General features: G+C 56.4%; 22 protein-coding genes. 7 read left to right on the top strand and 15 right to left on the bottom strand.

The genetic code is table 11. The annotated features are described in order from the left end of the window. Nucleotides 1-19: 19 nt before the first annotated feature. Nucleotides 20-1,900 carry a monovalent cation:proton antiporter-2 (CPA2) family protein gene (locus tag ACR0AD_RS02615; RefSeq protein WP_209595914.1) on the top strand — a complete coding sequence of 627 codons (1,881 nt, stop codon included), beginning with the start codon at nucleotides 20-22 and terminating at the stop codon, nucleotides 1,898-1,900. A gap of 30 nt (nucleotides 1,901-1,930) precedes the next feature. Here ACR0AD_RS02615 and cobT read toward each other — a convergent pair whose 3' ends face one another. Continuing rightward, nucleotides 1,931-2,941 carry a nicotinate-nucleotide--dimethylbenzimidazole phosphoribosyltransferase gene (gene cobT / locus ACR0AD_RS02610; protein ID WP_480485941.1) on the bottom strand — a complete coding sequence of 337 codons (1,011 nt, stop codon included), beginning with the start codon at nucleotides 2,939-2,941 and terminating at the stop codon, nucleotides 1,931-1,933. Nucleotides 2,942-2,971: 30 nt separating this feature from the next. Here cobT and cobS point away from each other — a divergent pair, with 30 nt between their 5' ends. Continuing rightward, entirely contained in the window at nucleotides 2,972-3,784 is an 813-nt protein-coding gene (gene cobS / locus ACR0AD_RS02605; protein WP_480485943.1) for an adenosylcobinamide-GDP ribazoletransferase, read from the top strand. Here cobS and ACR0AD_RS02600 read toward each other — a convergent pair. From ACR0AD_RS02600 to ACR0AD_RS02575, 6 genes are all read right to left on the bottom strand, one after another. Continuing rightward, nucleotides 3,781-4,542 (bottom strand): potassium channel family protein, encoded by a 762-nt coding sequence (locus ACR0AD_RS02600; protein WP_480485945.1) that lies wholly within the window; start codon nucleotides 4,540-4,542, stop codon nucleotides 3,781-3,783. The genes cobS and ACR0AD_RS02600 overlap by 4 nt on opposite strands. 117 nt (nucleotides 4,543-4,659) lie before the next feature. Further along, nucleotides 4,660-5,169, bottom strand: a complete 510-nt coding sequence (locus ACR0AD_RS02595; RefSeq protein ID WP_209504207.1) for a CarD family transcriptional regulator — start codon at nucleotides 5,167-5,169, stop codon at nucleotides 4,660-4,662. A 279-nt stretch (nucleotides 5,170-5,448) separates the two neighbouring features. Beyond that, nucleotides 5,449-5,787, bottom strand: coding sequence for a ferredoxin FdxA (fdxA, locus tag ACR0AD_RS02590; protein WP_170616129.1), 339 nt, complete (start codon nucleotides 5,785-5,787; stop codon nucleotides 5,449-5,451). A 66-nt stretch (nucleotides 5,788-5,853) separates the two neighbouring features. Beyond that, on the bottom strand, nucleotides 5,854-6,219 hold the full coding sequence (locus ACR0AD_RS02585; protein WP_480485946.1) for an RNA-binding S4 domain-containing protein: 366 nt from the start codon (nucleotides 6,217-6,219) through the stop codon (nucleotides 5,854-5,856). 6 nt (nucleotides 6,220-6,225) lie between these two features. After that, complete coding sequence (locus tag ACR0AD_RS02580) at nucleotides 6,226-9,054, bottom strand: helicase-related protein (protein ID WP_480485948.1); 2,829 nt, start codon at nucleotides 9,052-9,054, stop codon at nucleotides 6,226-6,228. 20 nt (nucleotides 9,055-9,074) lie between these two features. Continuing rightward, nucleotides 9,075-9,644 carry a tetratricopeptide repeat protein gene (locus ACR0AD_RS02575; protein WP_480476608.1) on the bottom strand — a complete coding sequence of 190 codons (570 nt, stop codon included), beginning with the start codon at nucleotides 9,642-9,644 and terminating at the stop codon, nucleotides 9,075-9,077. Nucleotides 9,645-9,713: 69 nt separating this feature from the next. Here ACR0AD_RS02575 and ACR0AD_RS02570 point away from each other — a divergent pair, with 69 nt between their 5' ends. The 4 genes from ACR0AD_RS02570 to ACR0AD_RS02555 all read left to right on the top strand — a co-directional run bounded on the left by ACR0AD_RS02570 (nucleotide 9,714) and on the right by ACR0AD_RS02555 (nucleotide 13,617). Then, nucleotides 9,714-10,004 carry an SCP2 sterol-binding domain-containing protein gene (locus tag ACR0AD_RS02570; protein ID WP_209504212.1) on the top strand — a complete coding sequence of 97 codons (291 nt, stop codon included), beginning with the start codon at nucleotides 9,714-9,716 and terminating at the stop codon, nucleotides 10,002-10,004. Continuing rightward, nucleotides 10,004-10,978, top strand: coding sequence for an alpha/beta hydrolase (locus ACR0AD_RS02565; protein ID WP_480485950.1), 975 nt, complete (start codon nucleotides 10,004-10,006; stop codon nucleotides 10,976-10,978). The genes ACR0AD_RS02570 and ACR0AD_RS02565 overlap by 1 nt, the downstream gene beginning before the upstream one ends. Nucleotides 10,979-11,063: 85 nt before the next feature. Continuing rightward, nucleotides 11,064-12,884 carry a M3 family oligoendopeptidase gene (locus ACR0AD_RS02560; protein WP_480485952.1) on the top strand — a complete coding sequence of 607 codons (1,821 nt, stop codon included), beginning with the start codon at nucleotides 11,064-11,066 and terminating at the stop codon, nucleotides 12,882-12,884. Between the two features lie 190 nt (nucleotides 12,885-13,074). Further along, complete coding sequence (locus tag ACR0AD_RS02555) at nucleotides 13,075-13,617, top strand: hypothetical protein (protein WP_480485954.1); 543 nt, start codon at nucleotides 13,075-13,077, stop codon at nucleotides 13,615-13,617. A gap of 52 nt (nucleotides 13,618-13,669) precedes the next feature. On the opposite strand, the gene ACR0AD_RS02550 is transcribed toward ACR0AD_RS02555, so the two are convergent. From ACR0AD_RS02550 to ACR0AD_RS02535, 4 genes are all read right to left on the bottom strand, one after another. Further along, nucleotides 13,670-13,939 carry a DksA/TraR family C4-type zinc finger protein gene (locus ACR0AD_RS02550; protein ID WP_480485956.1) on the bottom strand — a complete coding sequence of 90 codons (270 nt, stop codon included), beginning with the start codon at nucleotides 13,937-13,939 and terminating at the stop codon, nucleotides 13,670-13,672. A gap of 59 nt (nucleotides 13,940-13,998) precedes the next feature. Further along, on the bottom strand, nucleotides 13,999-14,973 hold the full coding sequence (locus tag ACR0AD_RS02545; RefSeq protein ID WP_480485957.1) for a Gfo/Idh/MocA family protein: 975 nt from the start codon (nucleotides 14,971-14,973) through the stop codon (nucleotides 13,999-14,001). Between the two features lie 272 nt (nucleotides 14,974-15,245). Beyond that, nucleotides 15,246-16,142: an RNA polymerase sigma factor RpoH gene (gene rpoH, locus ACR0AD_RS02540; protein ID WP_267366971.1), complete on the bottom strand. Its 897-nt coding sequence runs from the start codon at nucleotides 16,140-16,142 to the stop codon at nucleotides 15,246-15,248. Between the two features lie 145 nt (nucleotides 16,143-16,287). Further along, nucleotides 16,288-17,322, bottom strand: a complete 1,035-nt coding sequence (locus tag ACR0AD_RS02535; RefSeq protein ID WP_480481383.1) for an RluA family pseudouridine synthase — start codon at nucleotides 17,320-17,322, stop codon at nucleotides 16,288-16,290. On the opposite strand from ACR0AD_RS02535, the gene ACR0AD_RS02530 reads away from it, so the two are divergent. Continuing rightward, nucleotides 17,321-17,623, top strand: a complete 303-nt coding sequence (locus ACR0AD_RS02530) for a DUF6476 family protein (protein ID WP_209504220.1) — start codon at nucleotides 17,321-17,323, stop codon at nucleotides 17,621-17,623. The two genes, ACR0AD_RS02535 and ACR0AD_RS02530, sit on opposite strands and share 2 nt — an antisense overlap. Nucleotides 17,624-17,628: 5 nt before the next feature. Here the strand turns inward: ACR0AD_RS02530 and ACR0AD_RS02525 are convergent, their stop codons facing one another. The 4 genes from ACR0AD_RS02525 to ACR0AD_RS02510 form a co-directional block, all read right to left on the bottom strand. Next, entirely contained in the window at nucleotides 17,629-19,536 is a 1,908-nt protein-coding gene (locus ACR0AD_RS02525; RefSeq protein ID WP_480485959.1) for an ATP-grasp fold amidoligase family protein, read from the bottom strand. A gap of 26 nt (nucleotides 19,537-19,562) precedes the next feature. Further along, complete coding sequence (locus tag ACR0AD_RS02520; RefSeq protein ID WP_480485961.1) at nucleotides 19,563-20,618, bottom strand: glycosyltransferase family 2 protein; 1,056 nt, start codon at nucleotides 20,616-20,618, stop codon at nucleotides 19,563-19,565. 19 nt (nucleotides 20,619-20,637) lie between these two features. Beyond that, nucleotides 20,638-21,309 carry a class I SAM-dependent methyltransferase gene (locus ACR0AD_RS02515; RefSeq protein WP_209595900.1) on the bottom strand — a complete coding sequence of 224 codons (672 nt, stop codon included), beginning with the start codon at nucleotides 21,307-21,309 and terminating at the stop codon, nucleotides 20,638-20,640. A gap of 94 nt (nucleotides 21,310-21,403) precedes the next feature. Continuing rightward, complete coding sequence (locus ACR0AD_RS02510) at nucleotides 21,404-23,284, bottom strand: glycosyltransferase family 2 protein (protein ID WP_480485963.1); 1,881 nt, start codon at nucleotides 23,282-23,284, stop codon at nucleotides 21,404-21,406. Between the last annotated feature and the right edge of the window lie 51 nt (nucleotides 23,285-23,335).

Below are 23,335 nucleotides of genomic sequence, written 5' to 3'. Positions count from 1 at the left end.
AAAGGTTCTGAGGACACACATGGACGACTTTCTATATCAGGCTTCAATCTATCTGGCAGCGGCAGTCATTGCCGTTCCCCTGTCTGCCAGACTGGGGTTGGGATCCGTGCTGGGTTATCTTGCCGCCGGGATCATTATCGGACCCGCACTGGGCCTTGTCGGAGCGGAAACCGAAAATCTTCAGCATGTGGCCGAATTTGGCGTGGTGATGATGCTGTTTCTCATCGGTCTGGAACTGGAGCCACGCGCCCTGTGGGACATGCGCGACAAGTTATTGGGTCTGGGCGGATTGCAGGTGTTGCTGTCAACAGTCGCGATTGCTGCCGTGGCCATGTACGCCAACCATCCCTGGTCGGTTGCCCTGGCGGTAGGGTTGACCCTTTCGCTTTCATCGACCGCGATCGTTCTTCAAACCCTGTCAGAAAAAGGCCTGATGCAGACAAACGGCGGCCGCGCGACATTTTCGGTTCTGTTGACGCAGGACATCGCGGTGATCCCAATTCTGGCTTTGTTGCCACTGCTGGCGCTGCCCGCCATGCCACGTTTCCAAGCAGATGGATCGATTGACCGGGGGGCAGGAGGATCACATGGCGCAGGCGATCACAGTTTGTCGCTGGTCGAAGGGCTGCCGGGCTGGGCCGTCACCCTTGTCACAATCGGCGTTGTGGTGTTTGTCATTCTGGCCGGTGTCTACCTGACAAGACCGTTGTTTCGCTTCATCCACGCAACCCGTCTGCGCGAGATGTACACCGCACTGGCACTGATGATTGTCGTGGGCATTTCGTTTCTGATGACACTGGTCGGCCTATCACCTGCCCTGGGCGCGTTCCTGGCAGGCGTTGTTCTGGCCAGTTCTGAATTCAGACATGAAATGGAAAGCGACCTTGAGCCGTTCAAAGGATTGTTTCTGGGGCTGTTTTTCATCACGGTCGGTGCCGGAATAGACTTCGGTTATTTTTTCAACGACCCGCTGGACCTGATTGGACTGGCGCTGCTTGTGATACTTGCCAAGGGGATCATCCTATTTCTGGTGGGCAAGGCCTTCAAACTGCGGGGACGTGATCACTGGTTGTTCACCCTTGGGTTGGCGCAGGCTGGTGAGTTCGGTTTTGTCCTGCTGGCATTTTCGACGAAACAGAATGTCATTCCGCCCGACCTGTCGCAGAAACTGCTGATGATCGTTGCTCTGACGATGTTGATCACGCCGCTTCTTTTCATCGTCTACGATGCGTTGTCGCGGAAGATTGGCGATTCCGCGGCCAGCCCCGAACCTGACGTGATTGACGAAAAGGGCCCGGTCATCATCGCCGGCATTGGTCGCTTTGGTCAGATCGTCAACCGGCTGGTGCGGGCCAGCGGTTTCAAGACAGTCGTTCTGGACCACAATATTGAAACGATTCAGCTGATGCGCCGATTTGGCGTCAAAGGCTTTCTGGGCGATCCCACTCGGCCGGAACTGTTGCGCGCGGCGGGATTGGACAAAGCATCCGTTCTTGTCGCCGTTATGGATGATCACAAGCAAGTCACACGGCTTGTCAGCTATGCCCGACGGCAGCGTCCTGACCTTCACATCATCGCCCGCGCCCGCGACCGGACCCATGTATACGAGTTGTATCAGGCGGGTGCCAATGACATCGTGCGGGAAATGTTCGACAGTTCGCTGCGCGCAGGTCGCTATGTTCTGGAGAATATCGGACTGAGTGAATACGAAGCAGCCCAGGCTGAACAGACGTTTTACCACCATGACAGGAAGGCGGTGCGCGATCTGGCCGAGCTTTGGGTCCCCGGAATGCCAATCGCCGAAAACAAGAAATACATCGAGCGTTCGCAGGCGCTGGAAAAGGATCTGGAAACCGCGCTGCTGGAACTGGCTGAAGAGCACGCCAAGAAATCGGCCTGACCCAAGCCTTTGCCCGGGTCAGGTGCGAGTTCAGCCGTCCGAAACCCCAGCTTCGGCAAAGGTTGCCATGCCGGAATGACAGGCGACGGCACTTTTCAGAATGTTGATCGCCAGCGCCCCGCCGGACCCTTCGCCCAACCGCAGGCCAAGGCTCAGCAACGGCTCTTTGCCCAATTTCGCCAGCACGGCACCATGGGCCGCTTCGGCACTTTGGTGGCCTGCCACGGCATGATCCAGCGCGCCATCGGACAACTTCCACAAGCAGGCTGCGGCGGCCGAACAGATGAACCCGTCCAGGATCACCGGGATGCGCAACACCCGCGCGGCAGCAATTGCACCCGCCATTGCAGCAATCTCGCGCCCACCCAGACAGCGCAGGATGTCCAGACCATCATTCGACGTGTGTTTCGCGACGCCCTCGGCCACGACACGGGTTTTGTTGACCAGACCGGCGTCATCCACACCGGTTCCGCGCCCCGTCCAATCCGACGCGTCGCCGCCAAACAGCGCGCAGGCAATAGCCGCAGCCGGGGTGGTGTTGCCAATTCCCATTTCGCCGACCACCAAAAGATCGGATTGCGGATCAACGGCCTGCCAGCCAGAGCGCAACGCGGCCAGCAATTCATCCTCTGTCATGGCGGGGGTTTGGGTGAAATCTGCGGTCGGCTTGTCCAGATCCAGCGCGTGAACATCCATCTTCGCGCCTGCCGCCCTGGCCAACTGGTTTATCGCCGCCCCGCCATGTTCGAAATTCATCACCATCTGCTCGGTTACTTCCGGCGGAAAGGCCGAAACACCCTGCGCGGTAACACCGTGATTTCCGGCAAACACAATGACCTGAGGCGCGCTGACCTGTGGACGGGCGTCCCCTCGCCATCCTGCATACCAGACCGCAATATCCTCAAGCCGACCAAGCGCGCCGGGGGGTTTGGTCAATTGTCCGTTTCGCTGGGCCGCGCCCTGCACCGCAGCGGCATCCGGGCCCGGAGCCCCCGCCAGGGCAGCACGGAACGTGTTCAAATCATTCAGTTCAGGCAGCATGAAAGCCTCATTGCATCAGAGTGGTCCTGCGTGTTTAACCGAAGGATCGAAACCAACAAGACCCCGAAAGGCACGGGCGTGCATAAAAACGACACCAAACCGTTTTCCCTGTGGGATGTTCCGCTGGCCCTGGTGCTGTTGACCCGCCTGCCCCTGCCCCGTTTGCCCAAAGCCGTGTTTGCCCGGCAGGCACAATCGGTATGGGCATTTCCACTGGTTGGGCTGGTCGTTGGCGGACTGGCATGCCTGACCGGTTGGCTGTCGATGAGGCTTCAACTGCCCCCGTTTGTGGCAGCCTCGTTGCTGGTCGCGGTACTGATCCTGTTGACGGGCGCTATGCACGAGGATGGTTTGGCCGACACGTTCGACGGGCTTTGGGGCGGATTCACCCCTGAACGGCGGCTGGAGATCATGAAGGACAGCCAGATTGGAACTTACGGCGTGCTTGCCTTGATGATCTCGCAGATTTTACGAATATCCGCGATTTCCACCATGCTGGCTGTTGGTCCGATCTGGATGGTTGTTGCAGCTTGCGTATTTTCCCGCGCCCTGATGCCAGCACTAATGGTTCTTCTTCCAAACGCCAGAAAGTCGGGCCTGAGCCATTCAGTTGGCACCCCCGGCGCAGGATCAGCCTGTATCGCCGTGGGCATCGCGATTCTGGTCGCTTTCAGCTTGTGCGGAAGTCTGGCGCTTAACGCGATAGTCTGCGCGGCTTTGGTCGTCGCGGTATTGGGGCTCGTCGCGAAAGCCAAGATCGGCGGTCAAACCGGAGATATTCTGGGCGCGTCACAGCAATTGGCGGAGATCACGTTTCTGCTTGCCCTCAGCGCCCAGATCTAAGAAGCGCCCCCAGTTTCAATTCGCAACGTATCGCCGCAATGTTTGCAATGCACGGCGTCCGGGTCGTGCCGGTACAACCCACAGCTGGGGCATTTGTGACGGACCTTCTGTGGCGCGAAAATTGCCTGCGCCAGCCGGACGAACAAGGCCACGCCAACGACCATAATAAAGACGGAAAACATTTTGCCGCCCGGTGTGACCAAAGTGATGTCGCCAAACCCGGTCGTAGTGAGCGTCGCCATGGTAAAATACAGCGCGTCTATGTAGGGCGTTTGCGCGTCTTCGGGGATAAAAAACACCAAAACGGCCGTCGAGGTGGCAAAGACAAAGACCAGCAGGTTGATCGCCGCGATAACAGCGTCCTCATGCGTGCGGAAAAAACGGCTGTCGCGCCGCAGATCCCAGAGCAGATGATATGAATGGATCAGACGCAGGGCGCGTAATATCCGCAGGAAAGCCAGGTTTCCTGTCAAAAACGGATCAAGCACCAGCGAGAGGACGACCACGATATCCGCCACTGTGTAGATCTGGCGCAAAAATCTCCAGCGGTCTTTTGAAATCCAGAGACGCGCAGCGAAATCCAGAAAGATCAGCACACCGACCAGTTGGCTTGCAACGGTCAAGCCCGGCCCGTGCGGGATGTGGGCCGTCCCGACAAAGAAAATGATTGTCGCCACGTCAAACAGGATCAGTGCATACCTAAACCAGACCGAAACAGGGTCGTGTCCGATATACAGGTATTTCACAGTCTGCTTCATGTCTGTCCAGTAATCCGCTGCATATACAGTGAAATTAGCGCCACTTGAACAAATCACCAAGCCACGAAAAAGGCCGCCCCAAATTTGGAACGGCCCGTTTTGTCAAAGTACCTTCGATCAGGCTGCGCGTGAGGTCAGAACCTCGTCAACCTGCTTGGCAGCTGACACCTCGCCAGCGCCTGAAACAGCCGCGACCTCACGGGTCAGACGTTCCAAGGCAGCTTCATATAGCTGACGCTCGGAATAGCTCTGCTCGCGCTGATCATCGGTGCGGTGCAGGTCACGGACCACTTCGGCGATCGAGATCAGATCACCCGAGTTGATCTTCTGCTCATATTCCTGCGCACGGCGGGACCACATAGCGCGTTTCACCTTGGCCTTGCCTTTCAGCGTTTTCATCGCCTGGCTGATCACATCGGGCGAGCTAAGCGACCGCAAACCGGATTCGGTTACCTTGTTGGTCGGCACGCGCAGCGTCATCTTGTCTTTCTCAAATGAGATGACGAACAGCTCAAGCGAGAATCCCGCGACATCCTGTTCCTCGATCGAGATAATCTGACCCACGCCATGGGCGGGGTAGACAACATAGTCGTTCGGGCGGAACTCGAGCTTTTTCGACTTTGTCATTCAGTTTTTTCCTTGCTTGCGGACGGGACACGGACAACAAAAGCACCACATGCGGGGACTGTCTCAGCCCCGTCAGGCGGCGATATTGTCACAAATTCAGAACTCCAAAGTGAGCATACTTACGGAGCGCATCCCAATCTCGGTCATCATGTAGGTGCAGTATATCACAAATTTACGACGCCCGAAAGTTTACCTTACGGGAATTTATCATATTCAACCTGCATTCAACAGGTTGTGCCGCGGTCTTTATGCCAATACAGGCCGCTTGGAACGAATCACTCAGCCGCCTTCGCCGGGCGCTTCCGAGAAATACTTCTCCATCTTGCCCTCTTCACCGTCACGCTCCTCCGCATCTGGCAGCGGGTCTTTCTTGGTGACAATCACCGGCCATTGTTCGGAATACTTACGATTGAACTCAACCCACTCCTCCATGCCCGGCTCGGTATCGGGGCGGATCGCGTCGGCGGGGCACTCGGGCTCGCACACGCCGCAGTCAATGCATTCGTCAGGATGGATGACCAGCGTATTTTCACCTTCGTAGAAACAGTCCACCGGACACACTTCGACACAGTCGGTGTATTTGCAGGCGATACAGTTTTCGGTGACTACATAGGTCATGGTCGGATTCCTGTTTGCGGTTTGAGCGACTAGCTAATTCAGTCTGGCCCGCTCTTCAAGACAGGATCAGTGATCTTCCGGGCGAGAAAGATCAATAGCGCGTCGATCTTTCTTGGTTGGTCGACCTTTTCCCTCGAAACCCGGATTTACAGGAGGCGCTTCCTGCTTTTCGGTCATATCAAAGTACAGCGTTTGCGCCTCGGGCGCCGGACCGCGGCGTTCCCCCAGTTTTTCCACACGTATAACGCGGACAATGCGGCCCTGCGAGAAGGTCAGAACGTCACCGGGGGCCACGGTCTGCGCCGGTTTCAGCACCCGGTTTCCATTCAGCCGGACATGGCCACCACTGACCTGTTTGGCGGCAAGGCTGCGGGTCTTGAAGAACCGCGCCTGCCACAACCATTTATCGATCCGCAGTTTGGCCTCGGCCATCTTGCGTCAATTACCGTCCTTCAGACCCATAAGCGCTGCGGCGAACGGGTTGTCGGGATCAATGGCCTTTTCTTTTTTCGGTGGCCGTGACGAGAAGGTCTTGGCCCCTTGTGGCTTTGCGCCCTTCTTGCCGTGCGGTTTGCCACGGCCCTCCTGCGGTTTACCCCTTGGTTTCCCCTTGCCCTGCCCCGGCTCGCGGCGCGGACCACGGTTCGGCTGACGCTGACGGCCCCAGGTGAAGGTGTAAAACACTTCGACCTCGGGTTCATCCGACGCAGGTTCCGCAACCTGACCTTCTGCGACAGCCTCGGCTGCCGTCTCGGTGCTTTCGGTGGCCCCGGCTGTCGCCTCCTCGGCGGGCGCGGCGACCTCTTCTGATGCCACGTCAGGTGCTGGCGTCTCATCGATAATGGCTTGTTCTGCCGCCTCTGTCACAGGCTGCTCCACCGGTGCCGGTTTGACCTTGCCACGCTCGCCGCGTTCGGCTTTGTAACCCAGCCCTTGCATCAGGTCAGCAAACTGTTCAAGCGTCATACCAGTGATCGACAGCATATCCGGCTTGGCTTCGAACCCGCCACGGCTGTCTTCCGCACGAAGCATGTCCGCCAGACGTTCCAGCATGTCGATACGGATCGATCGGTCGCCCGCATCGCGGTAGCCGCACATGGTGTCGTAACCCTGCGGTGCATCCTTGGCGACCGGCACAGTCACCAACCCCGGAGGCGGTGCTTCGGGGAATTCCTGCAAACCGCCATACAGCGCCCACAGCACCAGACGCAGACGCGTCGGTGCGGGCTTCAGCAAGAGCGGCATGAAGATGGTGAACTGGCCAAACCGGATACCATGCTTGCGTAATGCGCCACGTGCGTCCTGATCCAGATCCTTGACCTCTTGCGCGACGCCGGCGCGCGGCAGTACGCCCAGCGCCTCGACCATGCGGAAGGCAAACCCTTTCGCCAGCCCGTTGAGCTCCTCGTCGCGCGACAGATTCAGCAGCGGCTCGAACAGCGCAGCGATCTTGCGGTCGATGAAATGCTGCAACCGGCGCCGCACCTTCTGTTCGACATCCGGACCGGCGGCCTCGTCCACAAAAACCTCGACCACAGGCTTGAGAGGTTCGGCCCCGGCAACCAGTTTGCCAACGGCATATTCGCCCCACATCAGGCCGCCCTGATCGGTGAAATCAATTTCGGTATCGGGCGCATTGTAGAAGCGATCGGCACGCAGATGGAATTGCGGCGCGAGTGCTTGCAAAGATGCCGATTTGAGCGCTTTCGCCTCGGTTCCTTGCGCGCTTTTGTCCGGACTAAACCGGAACCCTTCCAGACGACCGACGAATTCTCCTTCGACGGTCACTTCACCCTTGTCATTTACTTCGGCCAAAAGGGCCTCCTTCTGTTTGAGCCGCCGCAACAAAACCGATGTACGCCGGTCCACAAATCTTTGAGTCAGTCGCTCATGAAGTGCGTCAGACAGTCTGTCTTCTACAGTGCGCGTTTCGTCACGCCAATGTGATTCGTCACGCACCCAACCGTTTCGTTGCGCAACATATGTCCAGGTGCGAATATATGCCAACCTTTTGGATAACGCATCGATATCCCCATGGGTTTGGTCAATCCGCCGTATCTGCCGGGCCATGAAATCATCGGGAATACTGCCGCGTTCGTGCAGGTGGCCATAGATCACTTCCAGCAGGCTTGCGTGCTCTGCATGGCTGATGCCGCGAAAATCAGGGATTCTGCACACATCCCACAGCAATCGAATGGATGGACCGTCACTTGCGCGGGCGACAATCTCGGCCTGTTGTGACAGCGATTTCAACACATTCAGGTCATCAGCAGGGCGGGCTTTGATCAGGTGTTCGTCATTTGGACTGACTTCAAGCGAGTTGATCAGTGCTTCAATCGAACCAAACCGGAGAGCGGCATTCCGCCAGTTCAACTTTTTCATCGGCGTGAACCGGCTGTCCATGACCGCCTGCGCGACACCTTCGTCCAGCGGCGGTGCCTCTCCGGTCACGCCAAAGGTGCCGTCCGACATCCCGCGCCCGGCCCGGCCGGCGATCTGGGCAAGCTCATTCGGGGCCAGCGGACGCATCCGCCGCCCGTCGAATTTGGTCAGGGATGAAAAGGCAACGTGGTTAACATCCAGGTTCAGGCCCATGCCGATAGCATCTGTGGCGACCAGGTAATCAACCTCACCATTTTGATAAAGCTCCACCTGAGCATTCCGCGTCCGCGGGCTGAGGGCACCCATGACCACCGCCGCGCCACCTTTCAGGCGGCGCAGAAGCTCCGCGATGGCATACACATTTTCGACCGAAAATCCGACAATAGCGCTGCGGGGCGGCATCCGGCTGAGTTTCTTCGAACCGGAATAGACCAGCTGCGACATCCGTTCGCGCCGGACAAACTGCGCCTCGGGTACCAGCGCGGCAATCGGGCCACGCATGGTGTCAGAGCCAAGAAAAAGTGTCTCGTTTGTTCCGCGCGACCGAAGCAGGCGATCTGTAAAGACATGGCCGCGCTCGGGGTCGGCACACAGCTGGATTTCATCAATCGCCACGAAATCCGCACCCACACCTTCGGGCATCGCCTCGACAGTGCAGACCCAATACTGGGTCCGGGGGGGTACGATCCGCTCTTCACCGGTGACAAGCGCAACAATCGACGGCCCGCGGATGGCGACGATCTTATCGTAGACCTCGCGCGCAAGCAGACGCAGCGGCAGACCGATGATACCTGTTCGGTATCCCAGCATCCGTTCGATTGCATAGTGGGTTTTACCTGTGTTCGTAGGGCCCAAAACGGCCACTATTCGGGATGACCCGCTCACCTTTGCCCCCTGCCCGGACCTTACAGCGCTGCGCCGTCAATCTGCGGCTTCAGTCGATTCACCGCATTGGTTACTTCTTCGTGGTGGGGATGTATAGCCAATGCCCGTGAATAGGCCTCGTAAGCTTTGTCAGGTTGTCCGATAATCTCAAAGATCAGGCCCAGACCGTAGATTGCCTCGTAATTGTTGGGGTTCAGGGTCAGGGCATGTTCCAGATCGGCAGCGGCCATGCCAAACCGTTCGATCCCGAAAAAGGCCGAAGCGCGCAGGTGCCAGCCTTCAGCAAAATCGGGCGCATGGTCCGTCAGGGCGGTCAGATGTTCCAGTGCCGCACTTACGTCTCCGTCATCCAACGCTTCGCGGCCACGTTCCAGCAGCAGATCGGCCGATGCTGAACCGGACTGGGCCCACAGAGCTTGCAACTGCCGATCCAGAGCAATGGCCTGATCGGGCGTCGATTGGGCAAGTTGTTGCAGCAATTCGCCCTCGTCCCGTGAATCCGCCTGTTGCGCAAGGCAAGTGGAGGAAATCGTGACTAGGACAAAAAGTGCCGCGACGATACCTTTGAGATTGTGGATTGCAATGCTCATAACAATAGTCAGTGTAGCGTTGCGACCGGGGATGTCCATTCACGGCGCACTAACAATATGAGGAAAAACATGAGCGAGACACTTGAAAAGGCAGCCGCCGCTTTGAATGAAAAACTGGAAGGCGGCGCGTTTGATGCCTCGGCCAAGTTTGATATCGCCGATCTGGGTGCCATTGTCCTGGATTCCAACGGCGCGCGGGTCAGCGACGATGATGCTGATGTCACCCTAAGCGCGGATGCCGACACGTTTGAACAAATCCTCAGCGGTGAATTGAACCCGACAGGTGCGTTCATGTCCGGCAAGCTGAGCATTGATGGCGACATGGGTGTTGCCATGAAGCTGGCATCGGTACTGGCCTGATGGAGTTCTCGCCGGCCCCTTTGTTTGAAGACGTGGCCGGCGGCCCCGCCGGTGGAAAGGCCCACTGGTTGACGACGACGGATCAAAAACGCATCCGCGTTGCTCACTGGCTTCCGGACGGAAAAGCACATGGCACTGTCATGATGTTTCCTGGACGCACGGAATACATTGAGAAATACGGCACTACTGCCAGCGAATTCACCGAGCGTGGGTTCGCTATGCTGGCCGTCGACTGGCGCGGTCAGGGTCTTGCGGATCGGTTGCTGGACGATGCTCGGGTCGGACATGTCGATCAGTTCACCGATTACCAGCAGGACGTTCAGGTCACCCTGAAACTTGCAAGCGCGCTGGACCTGCCAAAACCATGGTACGTGGTCGGGCATTCGATGGGCGGTGCAATCGGGTTGCGTGCCGTCATCGAGAATGGCTGCTTTGCCGCGTGTGCCTTCACGGGCCCGATGTGGGGAATTTTCTTCACCCCGGTCATGAAACCCCTAAGCCGCGTGACAGCCTATTGGGGCACAGCACTTGGCCTGGGCGAGCGGACGCCCCCCACCACGACGCTCAAAAGTTATGTCCTGTCGCAACCTTTCGAAGGCAATATGCTGACCCGTGATCCAGACATGTACCGGATGATGCAGGATCAGTTGAATGAGCATCCTGAACTTGCGCTGGGTGCCCCATCAAATCTGTGGCTGCGCGAGTCGCTGGATGAATGTGCTTGGTTGATGGAACAGCCCGCCCCAAAAACACCCTGCCTGACATTTCTGGGCAGCCATGAGCAAATCGTTGACCGCAAGGCAATTCGTGCGCGCATGGCCAATTGGCCCAACGGAACGCTGATCGAAATCCCGGATGGTGAACACGAGGTGCTGATGGAAGCACCCGAGGTTCGAGGGCCGGTTCTGGACAAGATTGCGGCGCATTTTCTGGCCAATCAGGCCAATGGCGCATCCGAGCTGGTTTCCTCGTAAACCCTTTCACCTTTGGAATTGGCCGCTTGTGATCCGGGCGCGCCAGCCCTAGATGTTTGCAAAAGCAGTCTACTAAAGGTGATCCATGCGCGACCTTCCCTTCCCTGTCCGTGACGCGAACGCAATCGGTGGTTCCGGCAATCTGGGCAATCTTCCGGAATGGGATCTGAGCGATCTCTATACCTCGGAAGACGCACCCGAATTAGCGCGCGATCTGGATTGGCTGGAAGGTGAATGTGCCGCGTTTGCTGCTGATTACGAAGGCAAGCTGGCTGATCTGGAGGCCGCAGACCTGCTGACCTGTGTGCATCGCAACGAAAAGATCAACGCCATCGCCGGGCGTATCATGTCCTTTGCCGGTCTGCGCTATTATCAACTGACCACAGATGCAGAGCGCGCCAAAATCCTGTCGGACATGCAGGAAAAGATCACGATCTTCACCACTCCGCTGGTGTTCTTCACGCTCGAGATCAACCGGATCGAAGACGATGTTCTGAAGGCGCATTTTGCGGCGAACACGGATCTCGCCCGCTACGAACCTGTGTTCCGTCGCATCCGCGCAATGAAGCCCTATCAGCTGTCTGATGAACTGGAAAAGTTCCTTCATGATCTGGGGGTTGTCGGCGACGCGTGGGAACGTCTGTTCGACGAAACGATTGCCGGACTGGCATTTCATGTCGACGGTGAAGAACTGAACATCGAAGGCACCCTGAATCTGCTGACGGAACAGGACCGCGCGAAACGTGAGGCCGCGGCACGTGAACTGGCTTCGGTCTTTCAGGACAATATCAAAACCTTTGCCCGCGTTCACAACACGCAGGCCAAAGAGAAAGAAATCGTCGATCGCTGGCGCAAGATGCCGACCGCTCAGACCGGGCGTCACCTGTCGAACGATGTCGAGCCCGAGGTGGTCGAGGCCCTGCGTGAGGCAGTCGTGGCCGCCTACCCCAAACTGAGCCATCGCTATTATGAGCTGAAGCGCAAGTGGCTTGGACTGGACGTCATGCAGGTCTGGGACCGCAACGCGCCCCTGCCCATGGAAGACACGCGTATCGTGAATTGGGAAGAGGCCCAAAAGACGGTGATGAACGCGTATAACGCCTTTGACCCCCGGATGGGTGAAATCGCGGCGCCTTTCTTCTCAAAAGGATGGATCGACGCGGCGGTGAAACCGGGCAAAGCGCCGGGGGCCTTCGCCCATCCGACAGTTACAGATGTTCACCCCTATGTGATGCTCAACTATCTGGGTAAACCGCGCGATGTGATGACCCTTGCCCATGAACTGGGACACGGTGTCCATCAGGTGCTGGCCGCCGGCCAGGGCGAGATGCTGTCATCCACCCCGCTGACGCTGGCGGAAACCGCCTCGGTCTTTGGTGAGATGCTGACGTTCCGCAAGATGCTGGAACAGGCCGAAACCCCGGAACAGCGCAAGGTTCTGCTGGCTGGCAAGGTCGAAGATATGATCAACACGGTGGTCCGCCAGATCGCCTTCTACGACTTTGAATGCAAGTTGCACGCCGCCCGACGTGAGGGCGAGCTGACCCCGGATGACATCAACGCCCTGTGGATGAGCGTTCAGGCCGAAAGCCTTGGCCCCGCATTCGAATTCATGGACGGGTACGAGACCTTCTGGGCATACATCCCCCACTTCGTCCACTCGCCCTTTTATGTCTATGCCTATGCCTTCGGCGACGGCCTCGTGAACGCGCTTTATTCGGTATACGAAAGCGGCGCGGAAGGGTTTGAGGACAAGTATTTCGACATGCTGCGCGCTGGTGGTTCAATGCACCACAAGGAACTGCTGGCCCCGTTCGGCCTGGACGCCAGCGACCCCAAGTTCTGGGACAAGGGCCTGTCGATGATCTCAGGCTTCATTGACGAGTTGGAGGCGATGGAGGGTTGAGACGCCCTCGACAGAGGGTCGCGACATCTGCCTTGCTGAAAAAACCTGCCATGCCCGGCACTGTCGCGCCCAAGGGGCCCCTGAACGCCCGCTACGCGGGACGAAGCTGGCGTTGAACAGCTTTGGACCGGACTTTATGGTAAAAGTGATTTCTCAGTGAAGAAAAGTAACCTTGAATGCTGGATGGCCATTGAAACTTCTTACTCAATTGATGGCAATCGCCACAATTCTGTTCGCACAAACAAGCTATGCAGAAGGCACTCGGTTTGGTCGCCTTGATGGGTCATACCTTATCGCCAACATGGAAAGAGAGGAAATCTGGTCAGCCGAGTTCAATGAGGCATTTATTAGATACACCTGCTTAGAGTGCGCTTCTCCGGTCACAGCTCTCTTGGAAGCCATCACGCCTTACACGTCTGAACACTATGGAAGTTTGAGCGAAAGGTATCTTTCAGAACGCAAGGTTTATTGCACGGAATTGGTAGTAAGCGGCGCCGGTCAATGCCTGAAAACACGTCCAGCACGTATGCGTGGAGGTTCTTTGTCAGGATTTATCTCTGAACAAGACATTGCAAGTCAGCGAGAAATCGAAATCGTGTTCTTTTACCATGAACGAGAGTTTGGCCCTGAACTAATCCGAACCAAGATATTGCTCGAAGATGGCGCAATCTTACCAATTGATGCCCTGGGAATGTTTCGAGAGCATATGGCAAAGCTTACAATATTCTGGTGATCGAACAGTTTGCGTAGCAATAAGTCTGGGCTTGTAGCAGCCGTACCTGAGATCACTTCAACTGGCTGTCTTTTGACCCACGCCGATTGACGCCGCCACGTGCCTTGTACGCACCATCCCGTTCCTGCTGGCAATCAAGGCACAGCTTCACGCCCGGCAAAGCAACGCGGCGTTTCTCAGGGATCGGCTCTTCGCATTCGGCGCAATGGGTCAGGCTTTCACCAACAGGCCGCTTTTGCGCCTGCATCCGCGCCAGTTCATCCGAAATCGACGCTTCGATCTGTTCGCTCACTGCGCCGTCGCGCGCCCAGCCTCCGGCCATGGGTCATCTCCTGCTAAACGTAAGCAAAAGGATAGCCGAGCCCGCGCGCAAAGGGCAAGTTACAGCGAAACTGCGCCGTCGAACACGCGGTCAATCACCTCTTGCGTCCCCCGAGAAAACTCCAGCGGACAGGGATACTCTACTCCTTCCCTGACCGAGCGGCAGAAGGCCTCGACCTGAAGCTTGTAATGGTCTGCTCCAGGGAACCGGGTGACCAGCACCTCAAGCCCCGGGCGATGCAACTCGACCCGGGCTTCACCAAACACACGCGCATTAAACGGAGTTGTCAGGCGGATCAGGCCATTGTCCCCGTGAAACACCATTTCCTGATGAGGATGCATCCGAATGGACACGTAGCTTGAGTAGGTAAAACCGGGGAACTGCGCGCGAATTTCGGTGAAGATGTCGATATCATCCTGCCAACGGATGGCTGATTGTATCGACACCGGTTCCTGCCCCGTTGCAAAACGGGCTCCACCGATCACGTAGACCCCGATATCACGCAATCCGCCGCCGCCCGTTTCAGCGCGGTTACGAATATTCTGGGTATCTGCCCGATTGTCGAAACTGAACGCTCCGGTTACGTGCACCAGATTGCCGATTGCACCATCCGCAATCAGTTTACGTGCCAGTTGCCATTGGGGGTGATGCACGATCATATACGCCTCGGCGGCAAGCAAGCCGCTTTCCTCGCGCTTTTGGATCAATGCGTCAAACTCGTCCACCTTCATTGTCATCGGCTTTTCGCACAGCACATGCTTGCCGGCATCCAGCGCTTTCAGGCTCCATTCCACATGAAGATGGTTGGGCAGTGGTATGTAGACCGCATCAATACCAGGGTCCGCCAACAGCGCATCATAGCTTTTGAACACGTTCAGATCGGGACAGAAAGACGAAAAAGGTTCAGCCTTTGCCGCATCTGACGTCGCCAGTGCAGCCAGTCGCGCCCCGTTGGCGGCATGTATCGCCGGTGCCATGTATTCACGCGCGAATTTCGCGGCACCTAACACGCCAAACTGAACCGGTTTTTGCATAACGCTCTCCATAGATGTTTGAACCCCAAAGGGTTCGTGACCCTGCGAGATCCGCAGGATCGACCTGTCACACCTTCATCGAAATGAAACGCGTCCTTGCAGTACCATAGCTTTGGCCCTGCGGCCATTCTTTTGGCTTCACAGTCCGGATAGCGGTCATACGCGTTCAGCAGGAAATGATCTGTCAGGACGCGCCGGGCATTTGCGCGAAGAGGCGGTTTCTTCGCACAGATGAAATACCAGCCCGCAGCTATTGCAGGCTGGCATTGTGGTCAGCTGACACCCAGCATCCCTTTTTCACGTGCCAGATCCCGCATTTTCTTTTGCAGCTTCTCGAACGCGCGAACTTCGATCTGACGGATCCGCTCGCGGCTGACATTGTATTGGGCGCTGAGGTCCTCCAGCGTAACCGGTTGATCCAGCAACCGGCGCTGGGTCAGGATGTCCTTTTCACGGTCGTTCAACACGTCCAGCGCCGCAGCAAGCAACTCGCGACGCGCTTCCAGCTCATCGCGCGCCTCATAATCTCCGGCCTGGTCGGCGTCTTCATCCTCAAGCCAGTCCTGCCATTGCATCGTGCCTTCGCCTTCGGACCCGACCGTGGCGTTCAGAGACGCGTCCCCGCCGGACATACGGCGGTTCATGCTGATGACTTCCTCTTCGGTCACGCCTAGATCATTGGCAATTTGCGCGACGTTTTCGGGGCGCAAGTCGCCCTCTTCCAGTGCACCGATGCGCGCCTTGGCTTTGCGCAGGTTGAAGAACAGTTTTTTCTGCGCCGAAGTTGTGCCCAGTTTCACCAGCGACCATGACCGCAGAATATATTCCTGAATCGAGGCGCGAATCCACCACATGGCATAGGTGGCCAGACGGAAACCCTTTTCAGGGTCAAAACGTTTGACCGCCTGCATCAGGCCCACATTGGCTTCGGAAATCACTTCGGCTTGCGGCAGACCGTAGCCGCGATATCCCATGGCAATCTTGGCCGCCAGCCGCAGGTGCGATGTCACCATCTTATGCGCGGCTTCTGTGTCCTGCTCTTCAACCCAGCGCTTGGCCAGCATGTATTCTTCTTCTGGCTCAAGCAGGGGAAACTTGCGAATCTCCTGCATATAGCGGTTCAGGCCGCCCTCGGGCGTCGGCGCGGGGAGATTTGCGTAATTTGCCATTATGATGTCCCTCCGACAAATGTTTAAGTCTTTAACATAGGATATGGGTAAAGAACCCATCCTGTTCAAGAGGTGCTGCTAACAGTCTGAAATTAATCTTTCATGAAGGAAAGATAAGAAACTCTTACTCACAGGACTTTGCTTATTATGTCAGCGGTGCACGAAGCGCGGCAATCAGGTTCTCCATGTCTTGCGGCAGTTCGGCTTCAAACCGCAGGTTTTCGCCGGTCACCGGGTGCTCGAACCCCAATACGGCGGCGTGAAGCGCCTGCCGGGGAAAGCCGGACACGCATTCGGCGGCGGCAGGCACAAACGCCTTGGTCGCCAGTTTCCGCTTTCCACCATAGACCGGATCCCCGACAAGCCCATGCCCGGCATGGGCCATATGAACGCGGATCTGGTGCGTTCGCCCGGTCTCGAGCCAGCATTCGATCAAAGCCAGACCAGCAGGCGCACCAAATGTTTCAACAACCCGCGCGCGTGTCACAGCGTGGCGCCCGCCATGAAACAACACCGCCTGCCTTTGACGGTCGGTCTTGTGCCGCGCAAGCTGGGTCGTCACACGCATGATGTTGCCCGGCTCAAAGCTGACACCTTTGACGCCGCGCAAACGAGGATCACTTGCATTCGGAACCCCGTAACACACAGCACGGTAATAGCGCTCGACGCTATGTGCTGCGAATTGCTCGGCCAGCCCGTGATGCGCGGCGTCCGTTTTAGCGACCACCAGAAGACCGCTGGTTTCCTTATCGATCCGGTGAACGATACCGGGGCGTTTCACCCCCCCAACACCTGACAAAGCGTCACCGCAATGGTGTAGCAAGGCGTTGACCATCGTACCCCCGGGCGAGCCCGGCGCGGGGTGCACGACCATGCCTGCTGGCTTGTTGACGACGATCACGTCTGCGTCTTCGAAAACAACCTCAAGCGGGATGTCTTCAGCACCGATATGGCTGTCTTCCGCCTCGGCTACAGTTATGGCGACCTGCGCCCCTTCGGACACTTTGGCCTTTGGGTCCTGAATCCGGGTCCCGTCGATCCGAACCGCGCCATCCTCGATCAGGCGCGCCAACCGCGTGCGCGACAGGTTTTCACCGTCTGGCACATCCCGCGAAAGCGCCTTATCAAGGCGAGGCGGCGGATCGGCCGCGATCTGAAACTCAATCTGGCGGGTGCCCATGACTGTCCCTTCCGAACCCCAAGAACCGCAGGAAACCCCGCAGCTACGATTGCTGCGGCGGATGGTCATGCTGCTGACCGCGGTGATGATTGGCGGGGTTCTAGTGACATTCGCCCTGATTGTCATCCGCCTATCAGACCGCACCCCCACCCTGCCGGATCAGATCGACTTACCCGATGGTGCCCGAGCGCAGGCCCTGACCATTGGATCCAACTGGTATGCGGTCGTGACCGACGACAACCGCGTCCTGATCTATGACAAGACAACAGGAAAGCTGCGTCAGGAAATCGCCGTCGAGTAACCGGATCAGTTCGGGAACAGACGGGTGCCGACCCAGGCCTCACCCATCTGCACATCCAGTTCGGGCGTACGCATCTTGCGTTTTCCGCCAAACGGGCAGAGCGTGATTTCGCCCAGATAAATCTTGTCGCCAATTACATAAAGGTCCACCCGCGCAAACTCGACACGTTGCCCGACGGCTTCGGCAATTGCGACCATATCGTCAAACACCTCTGGCTTGGGCTCGGTGTCATCGCTTGTCTGGAAATACAGCTCTTTCGGGATGAAGTTGAAATCCCGGTCGTGGATCATCTGCACATGCCCTCGAGAGCGGTCCCGGTCGACCTGAACAATCTGGACCTTTCCGGCGACAACCCAGAATTTCCAGTCGATGATGTCCTGACCTTCTGCCGCCAGATCCTCTTCAAGGAAATAGCGCGTTTCGATCGTGGAATACCACCATTCTGCCGCCCAGAAGCCGTGGGGAATGGGTTTATTGCTCCAATTGGTAAGCTTTTCCTGGGCCAGGTTGCGGTCTTCTGTGTTCATGGGCCAGGTGATCCTGTGGTTTTGCCCCTGCCCGTTATTGCATTTGAGCCAATAGCTGCCGGGCTCGAGGTCGAGGTCTTCCGGCAACTCAGGCGACGATGAAACCCAATAGCGCTTCACCGGTGTAACGAGGTTCCTGGCTGGTTCTGGGATATAACTTTCCGCCGTCAACTTATCCGCCGCCGACACTTCGGGCATCTCGGCAAACAGCTTCATGACCAGCATCTTCTCAGTCACGGTCTTGGGGTTGCTCAAGTCAGGCAAATAGCGCTGATTGTTGGCAAACCTCGACAATGACATAGACATGGCATTCAACCGCAATGCGTCATTGGCATAGTGATCCCAACCTCGCTGATGACCCGATTGGGGTTTGTCATTCACCCCATAAAGCCCTTTGTCTTTTATCTTATCCAATTCAACCTGGGCAAATTTGAAGAACTGCTCAGAATTTGCGACCTGAGCTACGGACATCACGCCGTTGGTGGCCTCACTGATTTCCTCTTTGCTGATCCGCAAATCCGGAAGCGAGTCGGGAAACTCAATTTTCTGCGGCGCGCCCCGCCCTCTGCGTGGCAAAGGTGCATTGGCAGGACTGATCCCCAAACCGCGCAGCCTTCGATCCAGAAATGAATGACGTTTTACACCCTTGGCAATCCACCAACGCATCCGACGGCCCCAAAGATGGACGGCCTGCGTCTGATCCGTAAGGTACTTTTTTCGAAACTCCCGCGCTGGAATGTCGTTCGCCTGCCCCGTTTGCCGAAACGGCAACGGGTAAAACACCGGGGGTGGGCTGGCGTGTTCTATCTCGCCATGATGTCGCAGAAACCACGTCATGACACCGGGTCCGTAAACACTGTGTGCCTGATCCGAGGCATGAGGCAACTCACCGGCCTTTTTCTGGCGCTCCAGATTCTCGCGTTCCTCACCTTCTACCCAAGGACGGATCGGGAATGGATCAAGACTGTATTCCGTATACGCTTTCAGCGCGGGGCTGTCGGACGGCAACCGCATGATCGCATTGCAGATCGTATTGCGATTGAAGAAGCCGAAAATATGATCCGCTTTCGGGATCGGTTTCAAAGAAATCACATCCGTATCGCACCAGAGAAAATCGGTTTTTTGCATCAGCTGCAGCCTGAAAATATCAGATTGCGGAACCGGTGTTTTAAACTGGTTGTTCATAATGAACCGCTGCGGTTCGTGAATTTCGTTCGCCGAAACCAGTTCGATACCTTCGGGTACATTCTCGACTTCGTCATAGTGGAACAGCACGACCCTGTGTCCGTTCGCGACAAAAGACAAAAGGCACATCTGTTCCAGAAAACTGAGAGGACCTTCCAACCAGAGCATTCCGATTGTGGGAAGAGTATTTTCCGCGGCCATATGCAGTTTCTCCGAAGGCGGGTTTTTCAGGATTCAGGCTGTTTTTCGCTGGAAGACGGTTGCTTGTCTGCCGAAAGACGCGCGTGCAATCCGCGGTCTTTAGCAACAAATTCTACAGCCGGCTTATTAACAAGCGTCTGGTAAAGCGCGTTGTATTCTGGCTGTTTGAGAAGGTCTTCGATCAACGCCTTGTGCCACAGGAATGCTTTTCGGTGCAGCCGCGCAAGCCGTTCGTCGGACTGAAACTCCGCCATCAATGCGTCAACTTCGTCCTTGTACCTGAGGATCGTCTCATCCGCCGCCCCACCCCTGTTCCAACGGTCCCAGTATTCCGTTCCCAACGTCTGGGACGAGTGATTAGCTCGCCCACGGCTGCGCTTTGCCAGATAGGCTTGTGTGGAGCGGACCGCATAGTGATTGATCTGTGCAATCTCAAATCCAAAAGGCGGTGCAACATGATTCCCAAAAGGTGCGGGTTCTTTCGCGTGCCCCCCGGGAACAGACCGGAACACACCTGCCTCAAACTCGGATTTGGGATGCGGGTTGTGCATACCATAGCGGAGATAGACTTCACCCTGCCGGAAAAGCGATTTGACGAACCGGCGCCCCGCCCCGCCCTGCTCATACTCCAACTCACCATCGAAAAACTGCTGCGTCACTGGCGCGTCGCGCAACACATGGCGACCGCTGTTCGAGAATATCTTCCATGGAATGGAAATGACATCCACACCCGGTGTGGCCTCGATCAGGTCGTCCACCTTATGGTTTCCGACATGAATATTCAGAAACTCATCCGCATCGCAGACATAGACCCACTTGGCTTCTTTCACGACGGGCAAACGGCGGGCCTGCCTCAGAGCTGATCTGTGAATCCCGCCTGTTCCCACGCGGTTCCTGTGAAACTCAACATGACCCAGGGCCTCAAGACGGCGCAGAATTCTGTTCGTACCGTCCGTGCAATCGTTGGTGTAAACAATGATCCGGTCGAAACCCAAAACTTTATGATGAGCCACCCATTCCAGAATATATGGGCCCTCATTTTTCATTGCAGAGATGAGGATTTTTTCAGGCTTGTTCGTCACTGCCATTCACCCCAGACGCTTAGTCGCCCTGTTTCTTGCTGTCGTCTTGCGGAGTGATTTTTTCTATAGCGATCTGCGCACCAGCAATTGCCCGGATACGCAATTCACGGGGGTGTTTGCCCAGAAACTCGTTGACGGCCCGGATCACCCCGTCGCCCCACCAACCGCGACGGTGGTAATCATCAAACGCCATGATCCCACCCGCTTTGATCTTGGGAAACAACGCCTCCAGGTCCGCAGTTACTCCTTCGTAAGAATGATCCCCATCGACATAGGCAAATGAAATGCTCTCATCGTCAAAGAGCTTTAATGCCGGCACCGAGAAATCGCGAATGATGCCAACCTTGCCTTCTTCGATCTCTTTTTCGAAGGACGCGACGACCTTCTGGAAGATGGCTTCCATCTTTTCGTCTTCGGTCCGGCCGACAAACGCCGTTGTATGCGATTCCTCGCCAATATGTTTCCAGGGATCGATCAGAAACAACTGACTGGGTTCAAGCAATTTGAGGATTGTCGGAGAAAACTCGCCCTGCCAGACACCGATCTCAACAGCCACGCCACCCTTGGGAAGGCGCGTCAGGAACGTACGACGGATCGCGTCTTTTGTATTCTTGCGCTTGGTTGCCTTGTCTGCGTTCGGTTTATTCTGGCTGCCGGGAACAGCACCGATCACTCTGGGTTCGTTTGACATCTCGACCTCACTTGCAGACGGGTATTGAATTCACACGAAACCCGTTTTGTTTATTGGGCAATGGCTAACATGTCGTTGCTTCAAGAACCAGAAGCTATGTGTCGTTTTTGGAAAGTGGTGGCAACTTGTCGATACCAAGCCACGGAGGCTCGAGGCTTGTAATCCGATAGTCACTCGCTTTACTCGCAAGAAAACGGTTAATAGCCGAAGACATTCCGGAATAAGACCCTTTGCCCCGCCTGTAGGATGTAAAAGCGATACTTCCGCCCGGAGCCAGAACCCTGTCGATCCGGTTCAACAGCTGCAACATGACACGCTCAGCCCGAACCCCGCGTATGATCACGACGCCCACACTTTGATCCTGAAACAGCTTCAGCATCAAAGGCGGCAGCGCCCGGTAGACCCTCAGACGCCCCGCAATGATCGGTTCGCGGAAGTACTCCAGCAATGCATAGAACGTGCGATCCAGGGCCTGTAGATTACTGTCTTGCGTCGTATCCTTGCAGGCGAATGTATCCCACGACAGCCCCCATGGCCCGATGATCGTCAATTGAGCAACTGCATCCAATGCGAGTATTTCTTCTACAATTTCGGTTTCGACATGCCCGATCAAAACCCAGTTCTTCTTGCCGCTGATTGACCGCAAGAATCGCTGTCGCTGTTCTTTCGTTCTTTCAACCTCCGGAGACAGTGGCGGCAGGAAAGATGGGTCCTTCGGATCGAACGGCAAGTCCACCTGTTTTGCATCAGTGATTAATGCATGCCGCGCCGCCGCTTCTTCGTACTCCATGGCCGTTCCCAGGGAATCCAGCCGGGTAAACCAAGGGTAGTTATTGGGTTTTGAGTTTTCAGGTTTGGACATCTTGCCCAAGCGCGTCCATTTCGCAACTTGCGCGAAAGAAACTTCGGGGTCTTTGTAGGTCTCGGCATCAAAGGAAAGATCGCCTTCTTCCATCACGCCCAGATCCAGCGCCTTGATATATCGTCCCCCGGCAAAATTCTTGTACCGAGTTATGAATCCCTGCGCGGCCTCTGTTTCACGTATCTCCGAGATACGGCGCTTGTGATAAGCAACAGCTTTTTCGTGCAAATCTCCCAGAACACGATCCGCACGTAGTTCATCATACGATTTTCCAAGGCGGTCCAATTTGGAAAGGACCGATAATTCTTCAACCTTGTTGAAGCAATGCATGTGCCAATAGGCTTGTCCCGTTGCCTCCATCTTGGGATGAAACGCGGTTGTGTTTACATCCCCCCGCAGCCGCTTCATCAGATAACTCTCAATGGACCGGACGGCATAGTGGTTCATCCTGAAAAACTGCTGCCCAAAGGCCGCGCCAGTCGTGGAATGAGACCAACCGTTTCGCCGCATTGCAGGTGGCAAGGGATCTCCGTCACCATCGATCCATGCAAAGCTTTCAGCCTTGCCGGCGATTGGGCCACGTGGACGGTGTGTGTTGATTGCCCGATAAGACCCGTTGTTTCTGACAAGCGATTTGAAGGCACGCACATTCTGCGGCGTAACCACCCCCAACTCTGCTGCAGATGTGAATTGTTCGATCACAAACTTGTCTTCAAACTCGACAATCCCATTGTGCCCGAACATCTGCCATATCGCGGCAAAGCCATCTGCATGTGGAAAGGTACGAAACAGATCGTCCAGCGTGCCGTCCCCAACACGGATATCGAGAAATTCGTCGACATCACAAACCAGAATCCACTCGGCCTCAGCGTACCAGGGATGTTCCATAGCGTTCGCATAGGCCGACGCCTGCGGCCCATGCTTCCAGGGACCGGGGTTGTCGATATGCACCAGAAAACCCAGTTCCTCGCATCTTTTCAAAATTGCGTCAGTGCCGTCGGAGCAGTCATTCGAGTTAACGATGAAATGCGTAAACCCGATCGAAAGGTAATACGCGATCCATTCAAGGATGAACGGCCCCTCATCTTTCATCGTTGATATGACAAGTCTCATCGCACCTACCCGCAACCTTGGCTCGCAAACTCAGGACGAAGGGAAAAATCG

The sequence above is a fragment of the Ruegeria sp. BH8 genome (genome assembly GCF_056538065.1).
This window is presented reverse-complemented; position numbering and strand designations above follow the sequence as displayed.